General features: G+C 59.2%; 23 protein-coding genes. 11 read left to right on the forward strand and 12 right to left on the reverse strand.

Annotated elements, in window-relative coordinates; translation table 11 throughout:
* The first annotated feature begins 1 nt into the window (after position 1).
* Positions 2 to 421 carry an alternative ribosome rescue aminoacyl-tRNA hydrolase ArfB gene (arfB, locus tag CKA81_RS05705; RefSeq protein ID WP_128356610.1) on the forward strand — a complete coding sequence of 140 codons (420 nt, stop codon included), beginning with the start codon at positions 2 to 4 and terminating at the stop codon, positions 419 to 421.
* Here the strand turns inward: arfB and CKA81_RS05710 are convergent.
* From CKA81_RS05710 to CKA81_RS17150, 3 genes are read right to left on the reverse strand one after another with little or no spacing between them, the layout of a single operon-like run.
* Positions 418 to 1032 (reverse strand): alpha-ketoglutarate-dependent dioxygenase AlkB, encoded by a 615-nt coding sequence (locus tag CKA81_RS05710; RefSeq protein WP_128354428.1) that lies wholly within the window; start codon positions 1030 to 1032, stop codon positions 418 to 420. The two genes, arfB and CKA81_RS05710, sit on opposite strands and share 4 nt — an antisense overlap.
* 39 nt (positions 1033 to 1071) lie before the next feature.
* The gene (locus CKA81_RS17540; protein WP_394342533.1) at positions 1072 to 1311 is read right to left on the reverse strand and encodes an undecaprenyl diphosphate synthase family protein; all 240 of its coding nucleotides are present in this window, start codon (positions 1309 to 1311) and stop codon (positions 1072 to 1074) included.
* Complete coding sequence (locus CKA81_RS17150; protein ID WP_199287565.1) at positions 1256 to 1507, reverse strand: undecaprenyl diphosphate synthase family protein; 252 nt, start codon at positions 1505 to 1507, stop codon at positions 1256 to 1258. The genes CKA81_RS17540 and CKA81_RS17150 overlap by 56 nt, the downstream gene beginning before the upstream one ends.
* A 122-nt stretch (positions 1508 to 1629) precedes the next feature.
* On the opposite strand from CKA81_RS17150, the gene CKA81_RS05720 reads away from it, so the two are divergent.
* On the forward strand, positions 1630 to 1989 hold the full coding sequence (locus tag CKA81_RS05720) for a hypothetical protein (RefSeq protein WP_128354429.1): 360 nt from the start codon (positions 1630 to 1632) through the stop codon (positions 1987 to 1989).
* A 4-nt stretch (positions 1990 to 1993) separates the two neighbouring features.
* Here CKA81_RS05720 and CKA81_RS05725 read toward each other — a convergent pair whose 3' ends face one another.
* Positions 1994 to 2830 carry a universal stress protein gene (locus CKA81_RS05725; RefSeq protein ID WP_164878351.1) on the reverse strand — a complete coding sequence of 279 codons (837 nt, stop codon included), beginning with the start codon at positions 2828 to 2830 and terminating at the stop codon, positions 1994 to 1996.
* Positions 2831 to 2985: 155 nt separating this feature from the next.
* Here CKA81_RS05725 and CKA81_RS05730 point away from each other — a divergent pair, with 155 nt between their 5' ends.
* Positions 2986 to 3375, forward strand: a complete 390-nt coding sequence (locus tag CKA81_RS05730; RefSeq protein WP_128354431.1) for a cupin domain-containing protein — start codon at positions 2986 to 2988, stop codon at positions 3373 to 3375.
* 212 nt (positions 3376 to 3587) lie between these two features.
* Here the strand turns inward: CKA81_RS05730 and CKA81_RS05735 are convergent, their stop codons facing one another.
* Complete coding sequence (locus tag CKA81_RS05735) at positions 3588 to 3923, reverse strand: four-helix bundle copper-binding protein (RefSeq protein WP_128356613.1); 336 nt, start codon at positions 3921 to 3923, stop codon at positions 3588 to 3590.
* A 115-nt stretch (positions 3924 to 4038) separates the two neighbouring features.
* The gene (gene arsH / locus CKA81_RS05740) at positions 4039 to 4797 is read right to left on the reverse strand and encodes an arsenical resistance protein ArsH (RefSeq protein ID WP_128354432.1); all 759 of its coding nucleotides are present in this window, start codon (positions 4795 to 4797) and stop codon (positions 4039 to 4041) included.
* A 94-nt stretch (positions 4798 to 4891) separates the two neighbouring features.
* Here arsH and CKA81_RS05745 point away from each other — a divergent pair, with 94 nt between their 5' ends.
* From CKA81_RS05745 to chrA, 5 genes are read left to right on the forward strand one after another with little or no spacing between them, the layout of a single operon-like run.
* Positions 4892 to 5233, forward strand: coding sequence for an ArsR/SmtB family transcription factor (locus tag CKA81_RS05745; RefSeq protein ID WP_128354433.1), 342 nt, complete (start codon positions 4892 to 4894; stop codon positions 5231 to 5233).
* A gap of 56 nt (positions 5234 to 5289) precedes the next feature.
* On the forward strand, positions 5290 to 5814 hold the full coding sequence (locus CKA81_RS05750) for an arsenate reductase ArsC (protein WP_128354434.1): 525 nt from the start codon (positions 5290 to 5292) through the stop codon (positions 5812 to 5814).
* 24 nt (positions 5815 to 5838) lie between these two features.
* Entirely contained in the window at positions 5839 to 6315 is a 477-nt protein-coding gene (locus tag CKA81_RS05755; protein ID WP_128354435.1) for an arsenate reductase ArsC, read from the forward strand.
* Complete coding sequence (locus CKA81_RS05760) at positions 6312 to 7598, forward strand: arsenic transporter (protein WP_128354436.1); 1287 nt, start codon at positions 6312 to 6314, stop codon at positions 7596 to 7598. The genes CKA81_RS05755 and CKA81_RS05760 overlap by 4 nt, the downstream gene beginning before the upstream one ends.
* The gene (chrA, locus tag CKA81_RS05765) at positions 7588 to 8781 is read left to right on the forward strand and encodes a chromate efflux transporter (RefSeq protein ID WP_128354437.1); all 1194 of its coding nucleotides are present in this window, start codon (positions 7588 to 7590) and stop codon (positions 8779 to 8781) included. Before CKA81_RS05760 ends, chrA begins: the two co-directional genes overlap by 11 nt.
* Here chrA and CKA81_RS05770 read toward each other — a convergent pair.
* Both CKA81_RS05770 and CKA81_RS17420 read right to left on the reverse strand, forming a co-directional pair.
* On the reverse strand, positions 8707 to 9834 hold the full coding sequence (locus CKA81_RS05770) for an ArsO family NAD(P)H-dependent flavin-containing monooxygenase (protein ID WP_128354438.1): 1128 nt from the start codon (positions 9832 to 9834) through the stop codon (positions 8707 to 8709). The genes chrA and CKA81_RS05770 overlap by 75 nt on opposite strands.
* 80 nt (positions 9835 to 9914) lie before the next feature.
* Positions 9915 to 11495, reverse strand: a complete 1581-nt coding sequence (locus CKA81_RS17420; protein WP_128354439.1) for a methyl-accepting chemotaxis protein — start codon at positions 11493 to 11495, stop codon at positions 9915 to 9917.
* Between the two features lie 192 nt (positions 11496 to 11687).
* On the opposite strand from CKA81_RS17420, the gene CKA81_RS05780 reads away from it, so the two are divergent.
* Together CKA81_RS05780 and CKA81_RS05785 are read left to right on the forward strand one after the other, a co-directional pair.
* A complete protein-coding gene (locus tag CKA81_RS05780) occupies positions 11688 to 12302 on the forward strand; it encodes a DUF4142 domain-containing protein (RefSeq protein WP_228255805.1) in 615 nt (204 codons plus the stop codon).
* Between the two features lie 4 nt (positions 12303 to 12306).
* Positions 12307 to 13179 (forward strand): MBL fold metallo-hydrolase, encoded by an 873-nt coding sequence (locus CKA81_RS05785; protein WP_128354440.1) that lies wholly within the window; start codon positions 12307 to 12309, stop codon positions 13177 to 13179.
* Between the two features lie 27 nt (positions 13180 to 13206).
* Here CKA81_RS05785 and CKA81_RS05790 read toward each other — a convergent pair whose 3' ends face one another.
* From CKA81_RS05790 to CKA81_RS05805, 4 genes are all read right to left on the reverse strand, one after another.
* Positions 13207 to 14970, reverse strand: a complete 1764-nt coding sequence (locus CKA81_RS05790) for an ABC transporter ATP-binding protein (RefSeq protein ID WP_228255806.1) — start codon at positions 14968 to 14970, stop codon at positions 13207 to 13209.
* Complete coding sequence (locus CKA81_RS05795) at positions 14967 to 16133, reverse strand: glycoside hydrolase family 1 protein (RefSeq protein ID WP_199287566.1); 1167 nt, start codon at positions 16131 to 16133, stop codon at positions 14967 to 14969. Before CKA81_RS05795 ends, CKA81_RS05790 begins: the two co-directional genes overlap by 4 nt.
* Positions 16134 to 16146: 13 nt before the next feature.
* Entirely contained in the window at positions 16147 to 18390 is a 2244-nt protein-coding gene (gene glf / locus CKA81_RS17465; RefSeq protein WP_128354442.1) for a UDP-galactopyranose mutase, read from the reverse strand.
* A gap of 383 nt (positions 18391 to 18773) precedes the next feature.
* Positions 18774 to 19775: an SDR family oxidoreductase gene (locus CKA81_RS05805; RefSeq protein WP_128354443.1), complete on the reverse strand. Its 1002-nt coding sequence runs from the start codon at positions 19773 to 19775 to the stop codon at positions 18774 to 18776.
* 138 nt (positions 19776 to 19913) lie between these two features.
* Here CKA81_RS05805 and CKA81_RS05810 point away from each other — a divergent pair, with 138 nt between their 5' ends.
* Positions 19914 to 20909 carry an MBL fold metallo-hydrolase gene (locus tag CKA81_RS05810; RefSeq protein ID WP_128354444.1) on the forward strand — a complete coding sequence of 332 codons (996 nt, stop codon included), beginning with the start codon at positions 19914 to 19916 and terminating at the stop codon, positions 20907 to 20909.
* Positions 20910 to 20957: the final 48 nt, after the last annotated feature.

Raw genomic sequence — 20957 nt, forward strand, 5'->3', positions numbered from 1 at the left:
CTTGTTTCATATTTCCGACAACGTTTGGCTGGACGAACGTGACATCGAGTTCAGCATGATACGAGCCCAAGGGGCGGGCGGCCAGAACGTCAACAAGGTGTCCAGTGCCGTGCACTTGCGCTTTGACATCGGCAAATCCGGCCTGCCGCCTGAAAGCCAGGAGGCGCTGCGCAGCCTGAATGACCGTCGTATATCGAAAGAGGGCGTCATTGTGATCAAGGCGCAGTCTTTTCGCAGCCAGGACAAGAACCGGGCGGACGCCATCGAGCGATTGCTGGAACTAATACGAATGGCACTGCAGGAACGCGCCGAACGCAAGCCGACGCGGCCCACACGGGCATCGCAACGGCGCCGCGTCCAGCGCAAGACCTTGCATGGCGAGGTCAAGCGCTTGCGTAATAAAGTCACAGACTTTCACTAGCGAACTGGCTTACGGCGAGCAGGCGTGCGAAAGGTAATCGAGTAGCGCAGGGCAGTGGTAGGCGCAACACTGTGCTGCCATTCCCATCTGGCAGGGCCGCGCAGCAGATAGATGGACCGCGGCTCGGCCCGTAGTTTGATCAGATCGGCGCGCGACGGCTGGACTGGCGGGTATGGACGAAAGCGCAGCAGGGCGGCGCTGGCAAGCGACACGCCAACGATGTCTTCAAAATCCGGTACGTCGCGGTGCCAGCCCAGCGGGGTGCCCGGCTGGTATTCGGCCACCAGTATCTGAGTGAAGTCTTCGGCCGGCAGGCCAGCCCACGCGGCGGCCTTGGCGCCCAGCGCCTTAAGGAAGGCGGGCGGCGGGCCGGAAGGGCGCAGCATGCCTTCATCAAAGTCGTAGCTGGCCCCGTAACTAACAACCCGCCGCCGCGCGGTATAGGCCTTGTAACGCATCTCGCGCAGCGGCAGGGCGGTGATCGCTGATATGAGACTGGCCTCTTCATCGACAGACAGGAAACCGTTCTCGTAACGCAAGCCCTGCGGCCGCGTCTCGGCGGGCTCATCGAAAAGGCTGCCTTGCCAGGCTTCGGGAGTGTGTGGGTTCATGAGAGTGTCCTGCCAAATTCCATACCCGGCTCGACGGGACTATCCGCCAAGCGTCCGGTCCTGGCATGCATACCATGCCAGCGCCTGCTGCATATGGTCGGGATGAAAGTCTGGCCAATAGTCGTCAACGAAATACATATCGGCATAAACCGATTGCACGGGCAAAAAGCCGCTAAGGCGCCTGCCGCCTCCCCAGCGCACAATAAGGTCGATGCGACTGACATCATGCGAGCGTAGCGCGCCGCTTGCTCTCTTTCTGCACCGCGGGTCGATGAACATTGTCTTGAGTGAAGCCGTAAATCGACACTTCTTCAATGCCCAACTTACGGCAAGTATCCATCAAGGCGAGCCCCGGTTCTATGCCATGCGCATAGCCTTCCTGTTTCTGCATTCCATTCTGGACCGCCCAGCGGCGATTGCCATCCGGGATGAATCCCACATGTCGCGGCAATCGCGTAGGTGCACCTGTAGTCATGTTTCCATTGTGAAAGCATGGCTCGCAGATGACAATCGACGCGAGTAACGAAGCATGTCACCCCACTTATAGGCACGTGAGGTGCTGGACTTGGGCTCTCCTGCACTTCAAAGGAGCCACCCATGAACTTGTTCAATAGACTGCCGGGCTACGTCTCTAGCGAACCAGGGCTGGAGCGGGTCGTGTTGGCCCGGATGCCGATGATATTTTGCATCGGCGCGACCCTGCTGATGATGCCCTCGCTGCTCCTGCGGCAAGGCAACTGGGACATGCATGCACTGCGGCTGGACGACCTCATATCCAAAGTGGACATCTATGCGACAGCCGGATTCCTCTTGTATTGCAATCTTGTGGTTGCCGTGACAATAGGGGCGTTCATTGTCCTGGTGATGAAGGGGCCGGCCTATGTCGCAGACGCGTACCCATTGAACGATGCCGATTCACCTGCGCCGGCGGCCTCGCGGCACACGCCGCAACAGTAGCGCCTTAATGAGAAAACAGAACGGGCACGGTCATGGTCTGGATCAGCGTGCGGGAGGCTCCGCCCAGCACCCATTCTCTCAAGCGGCTATGCCCGTAGGCGCCCATCACGATCAGGTCGCTGCCGTAATCGGTGGCGGCGTTCAAAATCGTGCAACCGACACCAATATCGCGGCTGGGCCGACTGACAATTCTCGGTTCAGGGTATTTCCGCAACTTGCTGTAAATAGAAATATCTTGAGGATCAAGATCGTTGGGCCGCATGCGTTCTGCCTCTTCATCAACGGTCAAGACGATCAGTTCTGCGGCTTCGTGCAGGATAGGGCGTGCGTCGGCAAAGGCCCGGGCGGCTTCGCGTCCAAGATCCCAACAGAACAGCACGCTATGCCCGATCGGTGTAGCGATTTTTCCCGCATAGGGAAGCACCAGAACGGGACGGCCGGCCCCCATGATGACTTCCTCGGCAAGATTCGCATACTGCGGCGCGCTGGTTTCGTTGGGATTGAATTGGCTCATGACGATGAGATCGCAATAGCGCGCCTGCAGCGCCAAGGCCGGGCCGAGCTCTCCTTGGGGCGACTTCCAGCGCGCAAGCACGCCATTTGCCGCCGCAGCCTCTTCGAAAAGCGTACGCGCCTTCTCTTCCTCTTGGGATAGTTTTGTACGTATTGGAGAGTAGATCTCGTCGGACTGCCCAGTTTGCTTGTAAAAGCGAAAAGGGAGGTAGCGTACGTATACGCCAACGAGTTCAGCCTTGTGCTGGGCCGCCAACTGCGCCGCGATCTCCAGGCGGCTGGCACAGCGCAGGTCGCTATCCATATGCACCGCGATGCGTACAAGCATGGTGTTCTCCTGTGAAAGGAAGGGGGACGGGTTCAACGCTAGAGTGGGTCTCGCGGTTTGTATATTGGCCATAAGGACGGCTGAGGCGCCATACCCAATCGCAATAACCTGCCAATGTTAAGATCGACAGTATGCTTTTTTAGAGGAGTGATGGCATGAAAGGCTATGTAGATAACATCGAGAAGGTCACCGTCGAGAACGACAACTTCCGCAAGGTGCTGTATACCGGCAAGCACATGCAGCTGGTTTTGATGACCTTGCAGGCTGGCGAGGAAATCGGTGCCGAGGTGCACGAAGGCCATGACCAGTTCTTCCGCATCGAAGCAGGCAAGGGGCGCGTCACCATCGACGACAATACTTACGACATACAGGATGACGACGCCATCATCGTGCCGGCTGGCGCCCGCCATAACGTAGTCAACACAGGAACCGAGCCGTTGCGCCTGTATACCTTGTACGGGCCGCCCGAGCACCGGGAAGGAACGCTGCACCCGACCAAGGCCGACGAGAAAGAAGAGCACTTCGACGGCACCACCACGGAATAAGCGTTGAAAAGGCCGCCACCAAGAGCAGTAAGGTGGCGGCCAATGCCTGTACACTCATATTATAGACTTTACATAATACACATTATGCGTATTAACTCTATAGCTTTAGGAGCGCGAAATGGCTAACTGGAAAAGTCGGCCGTACTCATGCGTTCGCGCCAATTCGCTTGCCCTGCAGTGACTCGTCATGGCATGACGCTGCTATTGGCCATTCAGGCCATCTGGGCCATCCGTCTGCACTCTTCAGCACAAGTGCGGCACGCCTCCGCACAGCGCTGACAGTGATCCATTTGGTGTTTGGCGCATTCATCTGCGCAAGCTTGGCAAACCTCCGCACACAGGCGGCAAAGCGCCTGGGAAAACTCACTTCCTCTGGCCATATAACTGGCCGCCGAGCGGCAAATTTGGGCGCAATCCATGTCCATCTTTATGCAACGGGCCATGCTTTTAACGTCCTGTTCCGCCAGGCATGAGACGGCGCAGTGGTCGCACTCGGCAGCGCATGCATAACAAGCATCTATGCACGATTGAAATTTTTGGTGAGGCATATCGGTCTCCAAGGGGGTTGAGGGGCGCACCGCCCCCTTGCGCAGCAACTTCGATGCCGTACAGGCATCACCTCGACCGACATCGAACGATCGTATCTGGCAGGACTGCTTCCGATCAGCTCTCGGTGGTTTGGGCTTCTTGTTCCATGGCGCGCTCCGCCAAGCGGGCGGCCTCGGCGGCCACACCCTTACGCTCACTATAGCGGTCTGTGAGGTAATCGCTTCGATCCCGGACCAGCAAGGTGAATTTAACTAGTTCCTCCATCACGTCGACTACTCGATCGTAGTAGGCCGACGGCTTCATCCGTCCGTTCTCGGCGAACTCTTGGTAAGCCTTGGCCACCGATGATTGATTCGGGATGGTCACCATGCGCATCCAACGGCCAAGCACTCGCAGCGCATTGACTGCGTTAAACGATTGAGAGCCGCCACTGACTTGCATGACGGCCAGTGTGCGTCCTTGCGTCGGGCGCACGCTTCCTGTTTCTAGAGGCAGCCAATCGATTTGGCTCTTGAACACCCCCGTTAAGTTGCCATGACGTTCAGGGCTGCACCACACTTGGCCCTCCGACCAAAGCGATAAGTCCCGTAGTTCGGCGACTTTGGGATGGTCAGCGGCAACACTGTCGGGCATGGGCAAGCCATGCGGATCGAAGATTCTGGCTTCTGCACCCAGGCCGGTCAAAATGCGCGCGGCCTCCTCTACCAGCAACCGGCTGTACGAACGCTCTCGCAGCGAGCCGTAAAGCAAAAGAATACGAGGCGGATGGGCCGCGCCGCTGCACAACGAAAGCTGGGCTAGCGTTGGCTGTTCCAACAGCGACTGGTCAATCAATGGCAGCGAGAGATCATGGAGGGGCAAACCGGTGGGCATCAATACCTCAAACAAAAACGGGATGTATTCAGCGAGTTAAAAGACTAGACCAAGAGAGATTACTAAATTTCGTTATTTCGAGTATTATCGAATAATGGAAACGAAAAGTATAGTCCGTGCGCTCGCCGCCATTGCCCATGAGTCCCGCCTGGAGGCCTACCGCTACCTGGTGCAGGCGGGCCCTGCCGGGTTGCCAGCCGGGCAGCTATCAGAGATGCTGGGGATTGCGCCCTCCTCGCTTTCCTTCCATCTGAAGGAACTGGTAAACGCAGGACTTTTGTCATCCCGTCAAGAAGGGCGCTTCGTTTTTTATTCGGCCGAATATGCAGTCATGAATTCCCTTCTGGCCTACCTCACAGACAATTGCTGCGGCGGAAACCCCTGCTCGCCTGTAAAGGTCGATGCCTGTGTCGCTGTTCCAAAGAATCACAGCTAATCACACTAACTCGTGTGCTGGCCGCTGAGCCGGCGACATTAAACTGCGGGGTCCCCATGTCGGATAAAGTCTATAACACTCTGTTTCTCTGTACGGAGAACTCAGCGCGCAGCATCATGGCAGAGGTGCTGCTGAATTCTTTTGGTCATGGCCGGTTTAGGGCATTTAGTGCTGGCAGCCGGCCGGGGCCTCACGTCAATCCGCTTACGCTTCAAATTCTGAATTCAAGTCGTCTACCGGTCGACGGTTTGCGCAGCAAGAGCTGGGACGAGTTTGCGCGTCCAGACGCCCCGCAAATGGATTTTGTGATTACCCTTTGCGATAGCGCAGCCGGGGAAGAATGTCCTGTGTGGCCTGGCCAACCCATTACGGCTCACTGGGGCTTCGAAGACCCGGCAGCTTGTACGGGGAACTCTGAAGAACAGCGACAGCACTTCGATAAAGTTTTTCGCCAAATCGCGAACCGGATAAAGATTTTAAGTAGCTTGCCATTGGCGACTTTGGACCGCGTGGCGATCAAATGTGAATTCCATGCATTGGCAGATCAAACAGCTCAGCCCAGCCTCGTCACCGAAAAATAAACTCGTCTTGTTTCTACCCCTTATATGAATATTCTTTTTCTCTGCACCGGCAACTCTTGCCGGTCGATTCTCGCTGAAGCCACGTTTAATCATGTTGCGCCAGCAGGGTGGACGGCGATGAGCGCCGGAAGCCATCCAACCGGACAGGTGCACCCGCGCTCTTTGGCACTCCTCGCACGAGAAGGTATTTCAACGACCGGCTATTCCAGCAAATCGTGGGATAACTTGCCGCTGACGCCCGACATGGTCGTCACCGTTTGCGCCAGTGCTGCAGGTGAAACCTGCCCTGCCTACCTCGGCCCGGTGATTCGTACCCATTGGGGGGTTGAAGATCCAGCCCATGCCACAGGCACCGATGAAGAGATTGACGCGGCGTTCGAGCATGCCTATCGCATTTTGCGTGCTCGTATCAAAGCGTTCCTGGCGTTGCCACTCACAGAGCTTAAAGGCAACCCAACTCGCTTAAAGGCGGAACTCGACCGCATCGGCAGCCTGATGTGATTGCTGCACTCTTGATTTTCATTGTTACCATCGTCTTGGTTATCTGGCAGCCGCGCGGCTTGAACATTGGTTGGAGCGCGGCTATCGGCGCGGCGCTGGCGTTGGCCTTTGGCGTTGTCAGCCCAAGCGACATACCCGTTGTCTGGCAGATAGTCTGGAATGCGACCGGTGCGTTCGTGGCCATCATTATCATCAGCCTTGTGCTGGATGAGGCCGGCTTCTTTGAATGGACGTCGCTGCACGTTGCCAGATGGGGTCGCGGGCGGGGCCGCCTGTTATTCGCGTTGATTGTGCTGCTGGGCGCTGCGGTGTCGGCATTCTTTGCCAACGATGGCGCTGCCTTGATACTTACGCCTATTGTTATGGCGATGTTGCTGGCGTTGGGGTTCAGCCCGGCGGCTACCCTGGCTTTTGTCATGGCCGCCGGCTTTATTTCCGACACGGCCAGCTTGCCTTTTATTGTGTCCAACCTGGTCAATATCGTTTCAGCCGATTTTTTCGATATCAGCTTTGCGCGCTACGCAGCCGTCATGGTGCCCGTCAACTTCGTTTCCGTCGCCGCTACCCTTCTGGTTTTACTGCTGTATTTTCGCCGCAGCATCCCCCTGCGCTACGATGCCAGCCAACTTAAAGAACCGAAAACGGCGATACGCGACCTGGCGACTTTCCGGGCCGGCTGGATTGTGTTGGGGCTGCTGCTGATCAGTTTCTTTACCCTGGAGGGCTTTGGCATTCCCGTCAGCGCCATTGCGGCGCTGGGCGCTCTGGCCCTGCTTGTCGTTGCCGGACGCGGACATAAAATCAGTACACGCAAGGTCGTCAGGGAAGCGCCCTGGGCCATCGTTATTTTTTCGTTGGGAATGTACCTGGTCGTTTACGGCCTGCGCAACGCCGGGCTGACCGAGATGATCGCCGGCTTGCTGGATTACTTCGCCGGCCACGGTCTGTGGATGGCGACTATAGGCACCGGGGTACTGACCGCCCTGCTCTCATCCATGATGAACAATTTGCCCACCGTGCTGATTGGCGCACTGTCGATCGACGCCAGCCAGGCAACTGGCGTTGTGAAGGAAGCCATGATTTATGCGAACGTCATTGGTAGCGACCTGGGCCCCAAAATCACGCCTATTGGCAGCCTGGCCACGCTATTATGGCTGCACGTGTTGGCGCGCAAGGGCATGACCATCACTTGGGGGTACTACTTTAAAGTGGGTATTGTGCTGACTTTGCCGGTATTGCTGATTACTTTGGCGGCGCTTGCCGTGCGCTTGGGTGGCCTGTAAAACCGACCGCAGCCCTTGGGCTGTCTTCCTGATTTTTCTTCGGCTGGGCCTTACCTCTTTTGGCGGCCCGATCGCCCATTTGGGCTACTTCCGGGACGAGTTCGTTACGCGGCGACGATGGTTAAGCGAGCGCAGCTACGCTGACCTGGTCGCGCTCTGCCAGTTCCTGCCTGGTCCAGCCAGCAGTCAGGTTGGGATCGCATTGGGGCTGTCCCGGTCCGGCTATGCCGGAGCGTTGGCTGCATGGACGGGTTTCACTTTGCCGTCCGCGATTGCCCTCATCTTGTTTGCCCTGGGCATCTCGAGTTACGGCGATGCGATGCCATCCGGTGTGCTGCACGGCTTGAAGGTCGTGGCCGTTGCCGTGGTGGCGCAAGCAGTATGGGGAATGGCTCGCAATCTTTGTACGGATGCGCCGCGCATCGTCATTATGGCGGCAACCACTTGCATGGTTCTTGTCGTGCCGTCTGCCTGGGGCCAGGTGATAGCCATCGTCATTGCGGCCGCCATCGGACTGCTATGGTTCAGACCGCAAACAGGCACAGCACACGACCCTTTGCCGATTGTGATCACGCGGTCGGCTGGCCTGTTTTGCCTGGCTCTATTCTTTGGCTTGCTGATCGGTTTGCCCTTACTGTCGGTGCTATTCCCGAATCAAGCGCTGTCCATGGTGGATGCTTTCTACCGTGCCGGATCCCTGGTGTTTGGTGGGGGGCACGTGGTGCTGCCTCTGCTGCAAGCCGAGGTCGTGCCCACGGGCTGGGTCAGCAATGAATCGTTTCTGGCCGGCTACGGTGCTGCGCAGGCCGTTCCTGGCCCGCTATTTACCTTCGCAGCCTTCCTGGGCGCATCAATGGGCGGTGCGCCTTCGGGCTGGCTAGGCGGCCTGCTTTGCCTGCTGGCGATCTTCGCACCGTCCTTCCTGCTGGTTGTTGGGGTATTGCCATTCTGGGAGTCATTGCGCCGTAATAGCCGTACGCAAGCTGCGCTCTCAGGCGTCAACGCCGCCGTAGTTGGCCTGCTTCTGGCCGCTCTTTATCGGCCTGTATGGACGAGCGCGATTCATGCACCCCAAGACTTTGGCCTGGCGCTTGTGGCATTGGTCGCCTTAATGTTCTGGAGGCTGCCTGCGTGGCTGGTGGTGGTCGGCACCGGTACTGCGGGGTGGTTGCTGACCTTCTAGCGCCTGGGCTACTTCAAGAGCCGTGGCCCTGGCATAGCGCATGCCACCCACCAGTGTTGCCGAAGCAAAACCCGTCCATTCGCCATAGCCCACCAGCCATAAGCCGGGAACGTCGACCGACTGCGTCCCCGAAAGAGCAACCCTTCCATCAACGTCAAGAATACCCAACGGTTTCAGGTGGCCCAACGCTGGCCGAAACCCGGTGCACCAAATGACCGCGTCGAAATCAGTGTGCGACCCATCTTGCCAGATGACACCCCGGTCCGTGAACTGACGGAACGGGCGTACGGCGTTGAGAGCACCACGGTCGCGCGCAGCTTTGACTGACTCCACCATGACCACGTCGCCCAAGCCACCAGGCGGGTCTGGCAATATGCGGCCTTCCTGCTGCGCCTTCCATTTGGCGGTTGCCCGCTCGAACAGCACACGGCCATCCACATCGTCGGGCAGGAACACCGGATCCGTCGGCGTTACCCAGGTCGTGTCAGCTACGCGCGAGACCTCTGCCAGGATCTGAGCGCCCGAATTTCCGCCGCCCACGACAAGTACCCTCTTGCCGGCAAATGGCGCTGCGTTGCGGTAGTGAGCAGAATGTACTTGCACCCCGGCATAAACCGAATGGTTGGGATAGGCTGGAATATAGGGCTGGCTCCAGGTACCGGTCGCACTGACGACCGCGCGTGCATGCCATATGCCGCCATCCGTATGCACGACAAAGCCATCGTCGCTACGGGTAAGCTTCGCCACGGACACCGGCCGCTCTATCGAAAATCCGTATCGATTTTCGTACTGGGCGAGGTAGCTGACAATATCATCACGGGTTGGGTAGCCTTCTACAGGCGGCATACCCCAACCGGGTAGGGAACTCCACTGGCCGGGTGAAAACAGGCGCAATGAATCCCAACCATGAACCCATGCCCCGCCCGGCTCGTGGCCGCTGTCCAGTATTACGACGCTTAAAGACGTGCGCCTTAAAAAGTAGGCGACCGACAGAGCAGACTGGCCGCCACCCACAATCACCACATCTTGATTACGACGGTACGGTATGGGCATGCACTGCGCCGTATAAAGATTGAACGAAGGAGTCGGGCACGCAAGCGCAGCGTGCCCTTGACCCAGTTCTACAGAGATTCTTACGTCAGTGCAAGCGGTCGTTCCGTCGTCACTGGCAACACAGTGCTCTGCTCAGCCAGCTTGAACGTGGCCACCAACCTGGCGAGCCCGGAGGCCTGCTCGCGCAGGCTGCCCGATGCGGCTGCGGCCTCTTCCACCAGCGCCGCGTTTTGCTGAGTGACTTGGTCCATTTGCGAAACAGCCTGGTTCACCTGCTCAATGCCAACGCTCTGCTCCTGGCTGGCCGAAGTGATCTCGCCCATGATGTCAGTAAGGCGCTTGATGCTGGTCACGGTTTCGTCCATGGTGGCTCCGGCTTCAGCCACCAGCCTATTACCTGTTGCCGTGGTTTCGACAGATGAATCGATCAACTCCTTGATCTCTTTGGCGGCTGTAGCGCTGCGCTGCGCCAGTGCGCGAACCTCGGTTGCCACGACAGCAAAGCCCCGCCCTTGCTCCCCTGCCCTCGCCGCTTCCACCGCAGCATTCAGGGCAAGGATATTGGTCTGGAAGGCGATCGTGTCGATGACGCTGATGATCTCGGCTACCTTCCTGGATGAATCGTTGATCTGGCCCATCGTCGTAACAACCTGGGACACGACTTGGCCACTTTTGGCAGCGACCTGTGCGGCGGCCTGAGCCAGCACGCCAGCCTGGGCGGCATTATCGGCATTTTGCTTGACGGTGGTGGTCAGTTGCTCCATGGTGGCCGCGGTCTCAGCAAGCGAGCTGGCCTGCTCTTCGGTCCGTGATGACAGATCCACGTTGCCCGCCGAGATCTGCATGGAGGCCGTAGCGATGGCATTGGCGCCATTGCGCACATCGAGCACCACGTCGGTGAGATTCTCATTCATTTGCTGCAGGGCGCGAAGCAGCGTGCTGGTTTCGTCTGTGCCCTCTACCTCTATGACGCTGCGCAGATCTCTGCTGGATACGGTCTGGGCAAGCTGGACTGACCGGCGTAGGGGCCGCGTAATGGAGCGGGTGATTGACACCGCAAACGCCAGCCCGGCCACGAGAGCAAGTGCCGCAAAGCCCAGCAAGAGGGCGACTCCGAAGTGATTACTATCACTTAAACTGCTGGCGCTGGAGTCAATCAGTGCTTGTTGATGCTGCAACAGCTCATCAATACTGCCCGTATAGCCAGCCAACAATCCATCCAGTTCATTCTCTACGAACATTTGTCTTGTCAGAAAGTCACCTGAACCCAAGGCGGCCTCACGGGCATCCCTGTATACGGCGCGCTTCTGGGCCACCGCGTTGTACTTTTCGATCGCTTCCGCGTCAGTGAGATTGGCCCGCAGTGCTTCACGCAGGGTATCGACGCGCGCCGAGGCTTCAGCCATCTGCTCTTCAAAGTACCTGATTGCTCCCGGGTTGGTGGTTCGAGCCACCGCAACCGTCCGTACCGCGTTCAGCGAGATCTGCGTCCGCCATTCGGTAATCAACCGTTCGTTCTTGAGTCTGATTTCCAGAATCTCATCGGTCATCGCGTCTGACGCCTGCATGCGCCAAAGCCCGATGCCTGCCAGAATCGCTACGAGCAGCAGCATGAATGTGAAGCCCACGGCCAGGCGTGTGCCTATCTTTAAATTGTTCATAAAAGCCAGTTGTTAAGTGCCTACGGAAGCTGAGGTCCGCGATTTGCGGAAGCTTTGTCAACGGCAGATATGGCCGATAGTTTAGGGCCGTGCCTTAAATACTTTTATCTTTCTCAGGCGTGGAAGTCGGTTAGGTATGCGCCTTGCAGAGCTACGGGATCAAGCAACTTACCAACCCTACAAGGAGCGCTTATGAACACGCGACTAACCGCCATGGCCTTTGCATTCAGTACGGCATTGGGGGGCCTTTCCGTCCAGGCTCAGACCACTCAAGGCGCGCAACCGGCCGCAGGCACACAGGCGACTCAGCCGGGAACGAGCACGCAAGCGGCACAGCCCGCGGCAAATCCTCAAGGGCAGTCGCAACTGACCCAGGAGGACGCCAACTTTCTCGAAAATGCCATACAGGGCAGCCATGCCGAAGTTGAAGGCAGCCAACTGGCTTTGGAGAAAACATCCAGCCAGGACGTCAAGGATTTCGCCCAGATGATGATCAAGGACCATCAAATGATGGCTAAGGAAGCATCCAGCCTGGCACAGGAAAAAGGCATGACCCCGCCCGACGGACCCTCGGCTATGCAGGTCACCGAAATTACGGCCTTGAAAGCGCTTTCGGGCGGTGCGTTCGACGCCATGTATGTCAATCGGATCGGCGTGGCATCGCATGAGGCCACAGTGAACATGTTCGACAAGGCCAGCAAGGGCGCGCAGGATCCCGACGTGAAGGCCCTGGCCACCAAGGCCTTGCCAAAACTGAAGGAACACCTGGAAATGGCACGGGCCTTGAACGAGAAGCAGGAAAAATAGCAGTGTGCGAATTCATCATCTGAACTGCATCTCGACCTGTCCCTTGGGCGGTAAGCTGATGGATGGCAGGACGCCATCCATTGTTCAGCGCGGCCATCTGGCCTGCCACTGCCTGCTGGTCGAAAGCCGGTCGGGACTGGTGTTGATCGACACCGGCCTGGGGATGCGCGATGTCGCAGACCCCAGGGGCCGCCTGAGCGGCTTCTTCCTTGCCATGCTGCGCCCCGAATGGCGTGAGGAAATGACTGCCGTCGGCCAATTGCGGCATCTGGGGTTCAGACCGGAGGATGTCCGTCACATTGTCCTGACTCATCTGGATTTCGACCACGCGGGCGGTCTGGACGACTTCCCTCATGCCGTCGTTCACATGCTGGCTGCGGAGTCGGACTACGCACTGCTGCAAAAGACCTGGCTGGACAGGCAGCGTTTCCGACCACAGCAATGGTCCACCCGGGATAAGTGGAAGATGTATTCCATGCACAAAGGTGATGCCTGGTTTGGCTTTGACAGCGTCCGCAGCCTGGAAGGCCTGGATGACGACATCGCCATGATTCCCTTGATCGGGCATACCTACGGGCACGCAGGCGTCGCCGTCAACCGGGGGGATAAATGGCTGCTGCAGGCAGGTGACGCCTACTTTTATCGGCACGAGCTGGACGCGACATCCCCACATTGCACACCCGGCCTGCGGTTCTATCAATGGATGATGGATAAGGATCGGCCCCAGCGACGTCATAACCAGGAACGGCTGCGCGAGCTCAAGCAAGCACATGCCGCCTCGGTCGAGGTATTCTGCGGCCACGATATCGTGGAATTCGAATGGCTGGCGGGGCGCAGCGCCAGGATACCCGCTGAACATCTCAGCCGCGTTGCGTAGCAAGGTCACAGGCGGAGCCATCACCGTTCATGCGCTGACGCGCCCCATACCCGACTGCGCGTTCCACAGCGAGCTGAACAAGCCGTCACGCGCCAGCAGCTCTTCAGGGCTGCCGTCCTCCATGATCTTGCCTTCGCTCAACATGACGATGCGGTCGAATTGGCTTAGCGTAGACAACCTGTGCGCAACGGCAATCACGGTACGGCCACTGATCAGGTTTTGCAGCGCCCGCTGCACCGCCCGCTCGGACTTTGTATCCAAAGCGGCAGTGGCCTCGTCCAATATCAGAACCGGCGCGTCCTTCAAGAAGGCGCGTGCTATGCCCAAACGCTGGCGCTGCCCGCCAGACAGCGTGGCGCCGCGCTCGCCTATGATAGTGTCGTAGCCATGGCGCAGCCGACGGATAAAGGCGTCGCACTGAGCATGGCGCGCCGCGGCATAAACGTCTTCGTCACTGGCATCGGGACGGCTGTAGCGTATGTTCTCCATCACGGAACGGCGGAAAAGGCTGATATCCTGCGGCACCACGGCAATACCCGCCCGTAATGAGTCCTGGCTCATGGCGCTTACGGGCACGCCGTCGATCAGTATCTCTCCATGCTGCACATCGTCCAGACGCTGGATCAGTGCCAATAGCGTGGACTTGCCGCCGCCCGAAGGGCCCGCCAAACCCAGCTTCTGCCCCGGTGGTATCACGAGATCAAGGTGCTGGAATACAGGTTTCTTGCTGTCGGGATAGCGAAACGTGACGTTGCGAAACTCAATACGGCCCTGCGTGGGTTGTACTGGCAGAGCACCCGGCGCGTCAGATATGGCATGGCGTTCGCCTATGACCTCCAGCATCTCGGCCACTATGCCGAATTCCTGCGACATCTCTACCAAGGCCAGCGCCAGATCGCGCGAGCCATGCAAGATGCGAAACGTCAAGGCGCTGACCAGGACGACATCGCCGGCGCTGACCGAGCCGGACTGCCAGGCACGTAACGCCCAGATCAGCATCGTGCCGGCCATGATCCATAGGCAGACGTCGTGTATGACCCGAGCTTTCTCCAGGTACATCCAGCTTTTGCGCTGCGCGCGGGCTTCTATGCCTATAGCACTGGCCAGGCGTTGACGCTCGCGCTCCCTGGCCGAAAACGCCTTCACCGCCCATACGTTGGTGACGGTGTCCACCAGTTCGCCGCCCACGACTGCTGCCTCCTGGCCGTAGGCGCGGTGCAACGCCCGTCCCCGTATGCCGAAAGCGATGATGATGGAAGCAACGATCGCCACAAACGCAACCAGTGCCAGCGACATCCGGTAATCCACCAGCGTCAGCACCACGACCGCGCCAATAAAGTCGACGGCGGGGGGCGTAATGTTCCAAATCAACCGGCTAAGTATCGCCCCGGTCGAGCCGGCGGTCGCCGTGATGCGACTGCTTAGCGATCCGGACAAGTGCTTGGCAAAGTAGCGCATGGGGTGGCCGATCATGTGCTGGAACAGGTCCACCCGGACGTCGGCGCCCGTGGCAACGATGGCACGGCAACCCAGCCAGCCGCTGCAGCGCCATAGTATGTTCTCCAGGGCAATCAATCCAAGAAACATCAGCAAGGGCGGCCAGACTTGCGCCGCCACCCGGTCTGTCGTAACCATGGCATCGACGACCAGCTTCATGCCGTACTGAACCGCCACGGCGCAAGTACCCGCTGACACCACCAGCACAGCCAGCGTGCCAAATTGCCAGCGCCGCAATTTGAGGTACTTCAGAAGAAATGGCCACGGCCGGTTAGGCACGCTGCGGGAGCTCACGGCCACCCCCCTCTGGCAGTTGCCATTGCCTCTACTGCAATGCCGCGGTCCTCCTCGCGGACATAACGGAACCGCTCCTGCTGGCGGGCCAGCTCGGCTGCAAGTGGCTCATGTAGCGCCCTGCTTCCGTCTTGCTGCGGCGGACCCAGCAGGCCGCAGTCGCAATGTCGTTCATCGGCCCAGCCGGGGTAGTTGGTAACCGGATACAGGCAGATGCCGTCGACCGGCACACCGAGTTCGATGGCCGCCAGAACCTCATCGCAAACGTAGCGCAACCACGGCTGGCGCAAGTCGCCCTCGGCACCGGTCTCCGCAACGAACAGAGGACGGCCATAGCGCTGATGGGTCTCGGCCAGAATCTCCCGAAACGGGCGATACAGCGGATCGCCGACCTCGATGGTGCGGCCACGCAAGAACCACTGATTATTCGAGTAATAGTTGACGCCGATAATATCGAGACAATCCGGTCCTCCGCCCAACTCGGGATGCAGCTTGCCTGCCAGTATGTCCCAGGCTTCAAACTGTGCCGCACGGGCATGCGCTGCTGCGCGCCGCATGGCTGGCGTGCGGGGCACTACATGGATGACCGGGTCGACAGCGACGAAACGGGCGCGTGGATCGACCTCGAGTATGGCGCGGGTGCCCGCTATCGCCGCCCGCAACAACTGACACTTCAGCTCCATGCCCCGGCGCGTCGCGCGCGGCGCAAATAAGCGCATGTCTCCCGCCGCCCACGCCCAGAACGAGATCTCGTTGATGGGACAGTAAAACGGAACATCGGCTGTTTCGTCGCGTACCAACCTGGCAACGGCTGCGGCGTATCGGCTATAGCGATCCGGGAAGTCGCTGGACCAGATGTCTATGTGTTCGGGCCAGCCGTAGTGGCACAAGTCCCATAAGACTTGAACGCCGGTCCGGCTTGCCGCATGCAGCATGGGAAGAAAGCTGCTCCAGTCATATTGCCCCGGATGCTGCTCGATCAGGTGCCAACGCAATCCATCACGTGCGGTGGCGATGTCTTGCGCCAGCAAAGCGCGATAGTCCTCCTCGGCATAGCAATCGTGTCCGGTCGCGCGCAGCAAATCCAGCCGGACACCATCGGGGCGGCGTTGAGTCGAACACTCGAAGCCGCCCATGAAGTAGCTCTGAAACAAGGCCGACATGGCTTTCCTGGATCTAGGCCACAGACTGCGCCGCCGGGCTGCCCTGCTGCGTGGGTTCGGGCTCGGCAAGCCGCTCGAAGACGCTAAGTGCCTGGGCGATGACTTGATCCATGTTGTAGTACCGATACGTAGCGAGACGCCCAACGAAAGTAACGCCCGGCGTCCGGTCGGCAAGATCCTGATACTTGCGGAACAGCCTGTCATTCTCCGGACGGGGCACCGGATAATACGGTTCGCCTACCGCGCTGGGTATTTCGTAGGTAATGCTCGTCTTCTCATGCTCTTGCCCGGTCAAATACTTGTATTCGGTAATGCGTGTGTAGGGGATGTCTTCGGCGGGATAGTTGACCACTGCAGCCGGCTGGAAGGTGGTCTGGTCCAGCGTAGCCTGCCGAAATTGCAAAGAGCGATAAGGCAGCCTGCCGTAACGATGATCGAAAAATTCGTCGATAGGGCCGCAGTAGATCAAGTGATCGTAATGGATGGCATCGCGAACGTCGTCGTACGATGTCCCCGTCTTGACCGTAATGTTGGGATGATCCAGCATTTTCTCGAACATGCGGGTGTAGCCATGTAGCGGCATGCACTGGAAGGTATCGGTGAAGTAGCGGTCGTCGGTCGAGGTCCGTACGGGTATGCGCGCCGCCACGGCTTTATCCAGTTCGCTGGGATCAAGCCCCCATTGCTTGCGGGTATAGCCCCGAAAGAATTTCTCGTACAGCTCGCGTCCCACCTTGCTGACCACCACATCTTCAGATGTCCTGACCGGGTTGACCGGCTCGGCGCGGGCGGCAAGGAACTCGCTCGCCTGCTCGGACGTAAAGGCCCGCCCATACAGCTTGGCAAGTGTAGTGAGGTTGATCGGCATTGGCACCAGCTTGCCATCCACCTGCGCCAGCACGCGGTGCTCGTAAGGCCGCCATGCGGTAAATCGGGACAGGTAATCCACCACTTTCTGGGAATTGGTATGGAAGATGTGCGGACCGTATTTATGGACAAGAATACCGGCTGCGTCATAGTAGTCATAGGCGTTGCCGGCAATATGCGGACGACGATCGATCACCAGCACCTTCTTGTCCAATTCCGAGGCCAAACGCTCTGCCAATACGCTGCCCGCAAAACCCGCACCCACGACCAGATAGTCGTAGTGGGCGCCGCCGTTGGCGATAGGCACGGGCCTGTCATGCCCAAAGGTCAAGGCCGATACAAGCTTGGGCGCCGGCCGCCGCCGTCCGTCGGCCATGATGGCCATCATGCGGTCACTGGTCCCGTCCCACGACATGCCCGCCAGGATTTCATCCGCGCGCTCATAAAGAGCGGGTCTATCGTGAATTCGTTCGAGCTCGGCGGCAATGGCTTGCACGAACTGCTGTGGCGTTTCGCAAATGGATACCATGCCGCATTCGCCATAGCGTCGCAGCACATCGGTGATGGCTGACGACACCACTGCGCGTCCGCCCGCCAGGTACTCGGGTGTCTTGGTGGGGCTGATGAAGCGCGTTGATTCGTTCAAGGCGAACGGCATCAGGGCCACATCCCAGCCAGCCAGGTAGGCCGGCAACTCGTCGTATTGCTTCGCGCCGAGGTAATGAATATTGGGCCTGCGCGGCAAAGCTTCGGGGTCGATCTTGACAACCGGCCCCACCAGCACCAGGTGCCAGTCTGGCCGCAAATCGGCCAGTTGCTCAAGCAGCACGATGTCCAGCCGCTCATCCAGCACACCGTAAAACCCAAGGCGTGGATGAGGTATGTTGGCCTGGTCTTGCGGCTCGGGCAGGTCGCGCCGGGCCTGAGCAAAGTGGGCGATGTCGACGCTGCTAGGAAAGGGATGGACATTGGGATGCAGATCACGCTTGGCTTCGTAAAGACTGTAGCCGCCAGTAAATACGGCATCGGCTCGGGCCAGCAGTTCTCGCTCGCGCTCGACCAGATCAACAGGGGCACCGCGAAATGCCGACAACTCGTCCATGCAGTCGTATACAACAAACGCCGAACGCAGATGCGCCGAGAAAGCCAGGCTCATGGGCGTGTAATACCAAAGCTTCATTTCTTCGGCCGGAATATCGCCGAGATAGCGATCAAGCAGGTCGCGTTGCGCACGCTCGGCATCTTCACGCTGTTGGCCGGCCGGCAGGTGTGGAACCAGTACGCACACCCCATCCTGCGCTTCACGCGCTTCCAGATAAGGCTCGTCGTGAGTGTCGTAGATGGGCTCCTCGAAATAAAGCACCTTATGGTCCCGTGAAAAGCGGGTCATCAGATGCTGAGGACGCTGGTATACAAAGTTCCAGCGTAGATGCGAGAAGCACAGCAGTGTGGGGAGCCTGTCGCTCCGTGCGCGTTGGGAGGTTGCCGCGGTCATGATTAACCCTATCGTTAATGGTCATCGGTTGGGTGACGGGCCTGTTTCAGCAAGCTGTATTCCTGCGCTTATGCTCGGAGGCGGGACGATTTCGCGTTACCACAGGTGCCCTCGCGCAGCCACATTATTTGCTGAGAACATCGACGGTGAAAGCTTCGGCGGCGTCGGATGGCGGCGGGTCCAGCGCCGTCATCGCAACGGCAAGCGTGATCATGAAAAGTAAGGTTAAGGCTCGCTTCTTCATGGATCCCTCCCGGCCGTCTACGGCTACCGACCGCTCAACTACCCGGACTGCCGGTGATCGGCAGGACAATGCCGGTGATGTAGCTGGCGCAAGCCGGCGAAGCGAGGAACACATAGGCGGGCGAAATTTCTTCCGGCTGAGCCGGACGGCCCAATGCGGTCTTCGCGCCAAATGACTCGATTTTCTCGGCAGGCTGATCCGCAGGGTTAAGCGGCGTCCAAACAGGTCCCGGCGCCACGGCGTTGACGCGGACACCCTTGCTGGCCAGGTTGGAAGCCAGTGCCATCGTGAAAGCATGTATGGCACCCTTGGTAGTCGAATAGTCCAGCAAGGTGGCATGCCCGCGCAGTCCGGTCACGGAGCCAGTGTTGATGATGGAGCTGCCTTCTTTCAGATGCGGCAATGCCGCCCGTGCCATATGGAAGTATCCATAGATGTTGGTACGCATGGTTTCGTCAAACCTTTCATCGGTAATATCTTCGAGGCTGTCGGCGTGCTCCTGGAAGGCGGCGTTATTCACGAGCACGTCCAGCTTGCCGAAGGCCTGTACCGTTTCCTGCACGACCCGCCGGCAAAACTCTGCGTCCTTGACGTCGCCTGATATCAGCAAGCATTTGCGTCCTTCTGCTTCAACGCAACGCTTGGTCTCTTGCGCGTCTGTGTCTTCGCTGAGGTAGGCGACGGCCACATCGGCCCCCTCGCGAGCAAACAACACCGCCACCGCCCTTCCTATGCCGGAATCCGCTCCGGTGACGATGGCCGCCATACCGTCCAGCTTTCCGCTACCGCGATAAGCGGGCGCCATGAACTGCGGCGCCGGCTCCAGTTCGTGCTCGTGACCCGGCTTTTCCTGGTGCTGCTTGGGCAGAGGTGGCTCGGGATGCTCGCGCGCGCCGGTTTGCGCCGCGCCTTGCGAGCCCGAGTCTGACGAACCGCCCTTCTTGGCCGCATCCTTCTGATCTTGTTCGGCCTGTATCTGCCGCTGCTTGTCGGCGCTGCGTTCGACGTTGTTGTCGCCGTTTCTGTCTGTTGCCATAATCGCTCCCTTGAATGTGTGCGGCCGCGCCGCTATGCTGGCTAAGTCCCAGCAAGGAGCGATCCCGCCTTGGGGGCCACTGCGGCCTGCCATCCGCTACACTTGCGGTCCAGCACCAGCCTCTTACAGGAGAACCTCATGGCCCCCTCTTTTCGCGGTTTCAGACGATATAAACATCTGCTTCTGTTGGCCGCGCTGGCATGCTGCAGCGGCGTGGCCGTGGCTCAAGTGCCGCCTCAGCCGGGCACGCAGGTGCCGGGGTATTACCGCATGGTGCTGGGCGAGTTCGAAGCCACCGCGCTGTACGACGGGTTTGTGGACCTGGACCCCGGCCTGCTGAAAGGCGCCACCGAAAAAGACATTCAGACGCTCATCGCCCGGATGTTCGTGCCGACGCACGCGGGCGGCGTGCAAACGGCCGTCAATGGCTTCCTGGTTAATACCGGCGACAACCTCATACTGGTCGATGCCGGTGCGGCGGCCTGCTTTGGCCCAACCCTGGGAAACATACCCGCCAATCTGCAGGCGTCCGGTTATGAAACCGCACAGGTCGACACCGTGTTGCTTACCCACCTGCACGGCGACCACGCTTGCGGCATCACCAATGCCGACGGTACGGCGGTGTTTCCCAATGCGACCGTGTACGTTGCCAAAGAGGAAGCCGCGTTCTGGCTGAATGCCGACATCGCAGCGAAGGCGCCAGAGGCCTTGCAACCTTTCTTCAAGGCCGCGCAGCAAGCCGTCGCGCCTTATGTCGCAGCCGGCAAGCTTAAAAAGTTCAATCCGGGCGATCCCTTGCTGCCAGGCGTAGACTCCCACCCTCTGCCAGGACACACACCCGGGCATGGCGGCTATCTGTTTTCCACGCCCAAAGGAAAGCTGCTGGTGTGGGGGGACGTCATCCACAGCCATTCGGTACAGTTCGCCCGACCGGAGGTCGCTATCGAGTTCGATGTCGACCCGCAGCAGGCTATCGCTACCCGGCGCGACGTCCTGGCGCTGGTGAGCAAAGAGGCGCTTTGGATAGCGGGCGCGCATCTTCCCTTTCCGGGCCTGGGGCATGTGCGCCACGATGACACCGGCTACGCCTGGGTGCCTGTGGAGTTCTCGCCCACTGTTCGCAAAGTGCGATAAAACAGGGCGCGATTTGGCCGGGTGGCCGCGTGGCGGCGGCGTCCGGCA

The organism is Pollutimonas thiosulfatoxidans (assembly GCF_004022565.1).
Classification (GTDB): domain Bacteria; phylum Pseudomonadota; class Gammaproteobacteria; order Burkholderiales; family Burkholderiaceae_B; genus Pusillimonas_D; species Pusillimonas_D thiosulfatoxidans.

Bases quoted from the DNA above. Each gene is read 5' to 3' on its own strand.
- CKA81_RS05710 (WP_128354428.1), bottom strand. From the start codon at position 1,032: ATGAACCCACACACTCCCGAAGCCTGGCAAGGCAGCCTTTTCGATGAG.
- CKA81_RS17540 (WP_394342533.1), bottom strand. From the start codon at position 1,311: ATGTTCATCGACCCGCGGTGCAGAAAGAGAGCAAGCGGCGCGCTACGC.
- CKA81_RS17150 (WP_199287565.1), bottom strand. From the start codon at position 1,507: ATGACTACAGGTGCACCTACGCGATTGCCGCGACATGTGGGATTCATC.
- CKA81_RS05720 (WP_128354429.1), top strand. From the start codon at position 1,630: ATGAACTTGTTCAATAGACTGCCGGGCTACGTCTCTAGCGAACCAGGG.
- CKA81_RS05725 (WP_164878351.1), bottom strand. From the start codon at position 2,830: ATGCTTGTACGCATCGCGGTGCATATGGATAGCGACCTGCGCTGTGCC.
- CKA81_RS05730 (WP_128354431.1), top strand. From the start codon at position 2,986: ATGAAAGGCTATGTAGATAACATCGAGAAGGTCACCGTCGAGAACGAC.
- CKA81_RS05735 (WP_128356613.1), bottom strand. From the start codon at position 3,923: ATGCCTCACCAAAAATTTCAATCGTGCATAGATGCTTGTTATGCATGC.
- arsH (WP_128354432.1), bottom strand. From the start codon at position 4,797: ATGCCCACCGGTTTGCCCCTCCATGATCTCTCGCTGCCATTGATTGAC.
- CKA81_RS05745 (WP_128354433.1), top strand. From the start codon at position 4,892: ATGGAAACGAAAAGTATAGTCCGTGCGCTCGCCGCCATTGCCCATGAG.
- CKA81_RS05750 (WP_128354434.1), top strand. From the start codon at position 5,290: ATGTCGGATAAAGTCTATAACACTCTGTTTCTCTGTACGGAGAACTCA.
- CKA81_RS05755 (WP_128354435.1), top strand. From the start codon at position 5,839: ATGAATATTCTTTTTCTCTGCACCGGCAACTCTTGCCGGTCGATTCTC.
- CKA81_RS05770 (WP_128354438.1), bottom strand. From the start codon at position 9,834: ATGCCCATACCGTACCGTCGTAATCAAGATGTGGTGATTGTGGGTGGC.
- CKA81_RS17420 (WP_128354439.1), bottom strand. From the start codon at position 11,495: ATGAACAATTTAAAGATAGGCACACGCCTGGCCGTGGGCTTCACATTC.
- CKA81_RS05780 (WP_228255805.1), top strand. From the start codon at position 11,688: ATGAACACGCGACTAACCGCCATGGCCTTTGCATTCAGTACGGCATTG.
- CKA81_RS05795 (WP_199287566.1), bottom strand. From the start codon at position 16,133: ATGTCGGCCTTGTTTCAGAGCTACTTCATGGGCGGCTTCGAGTGTTCG.
- glf (WP_128354442.1), bottom strand. From the start codon at position 18,390: ATGACCCGCTTTTCACGGGACCATAAGGTGCTTTATTTCGAGGAGCCC.
- CKA81_RS05805 (WP_128354443.1), bottom strand. From the start codon at position 19,775: ATGGCAACAGACAGAAACGGCGACAACAACGTCGAACGCAGCGCCGAC.
- CKA81_RS05810 (WP_128354444.1), top strand. From the start codon at position 19,914: ATGGCCCCCTCTTTTCGCGGTTTCAGACGATATAAACATCTGCTTCTG.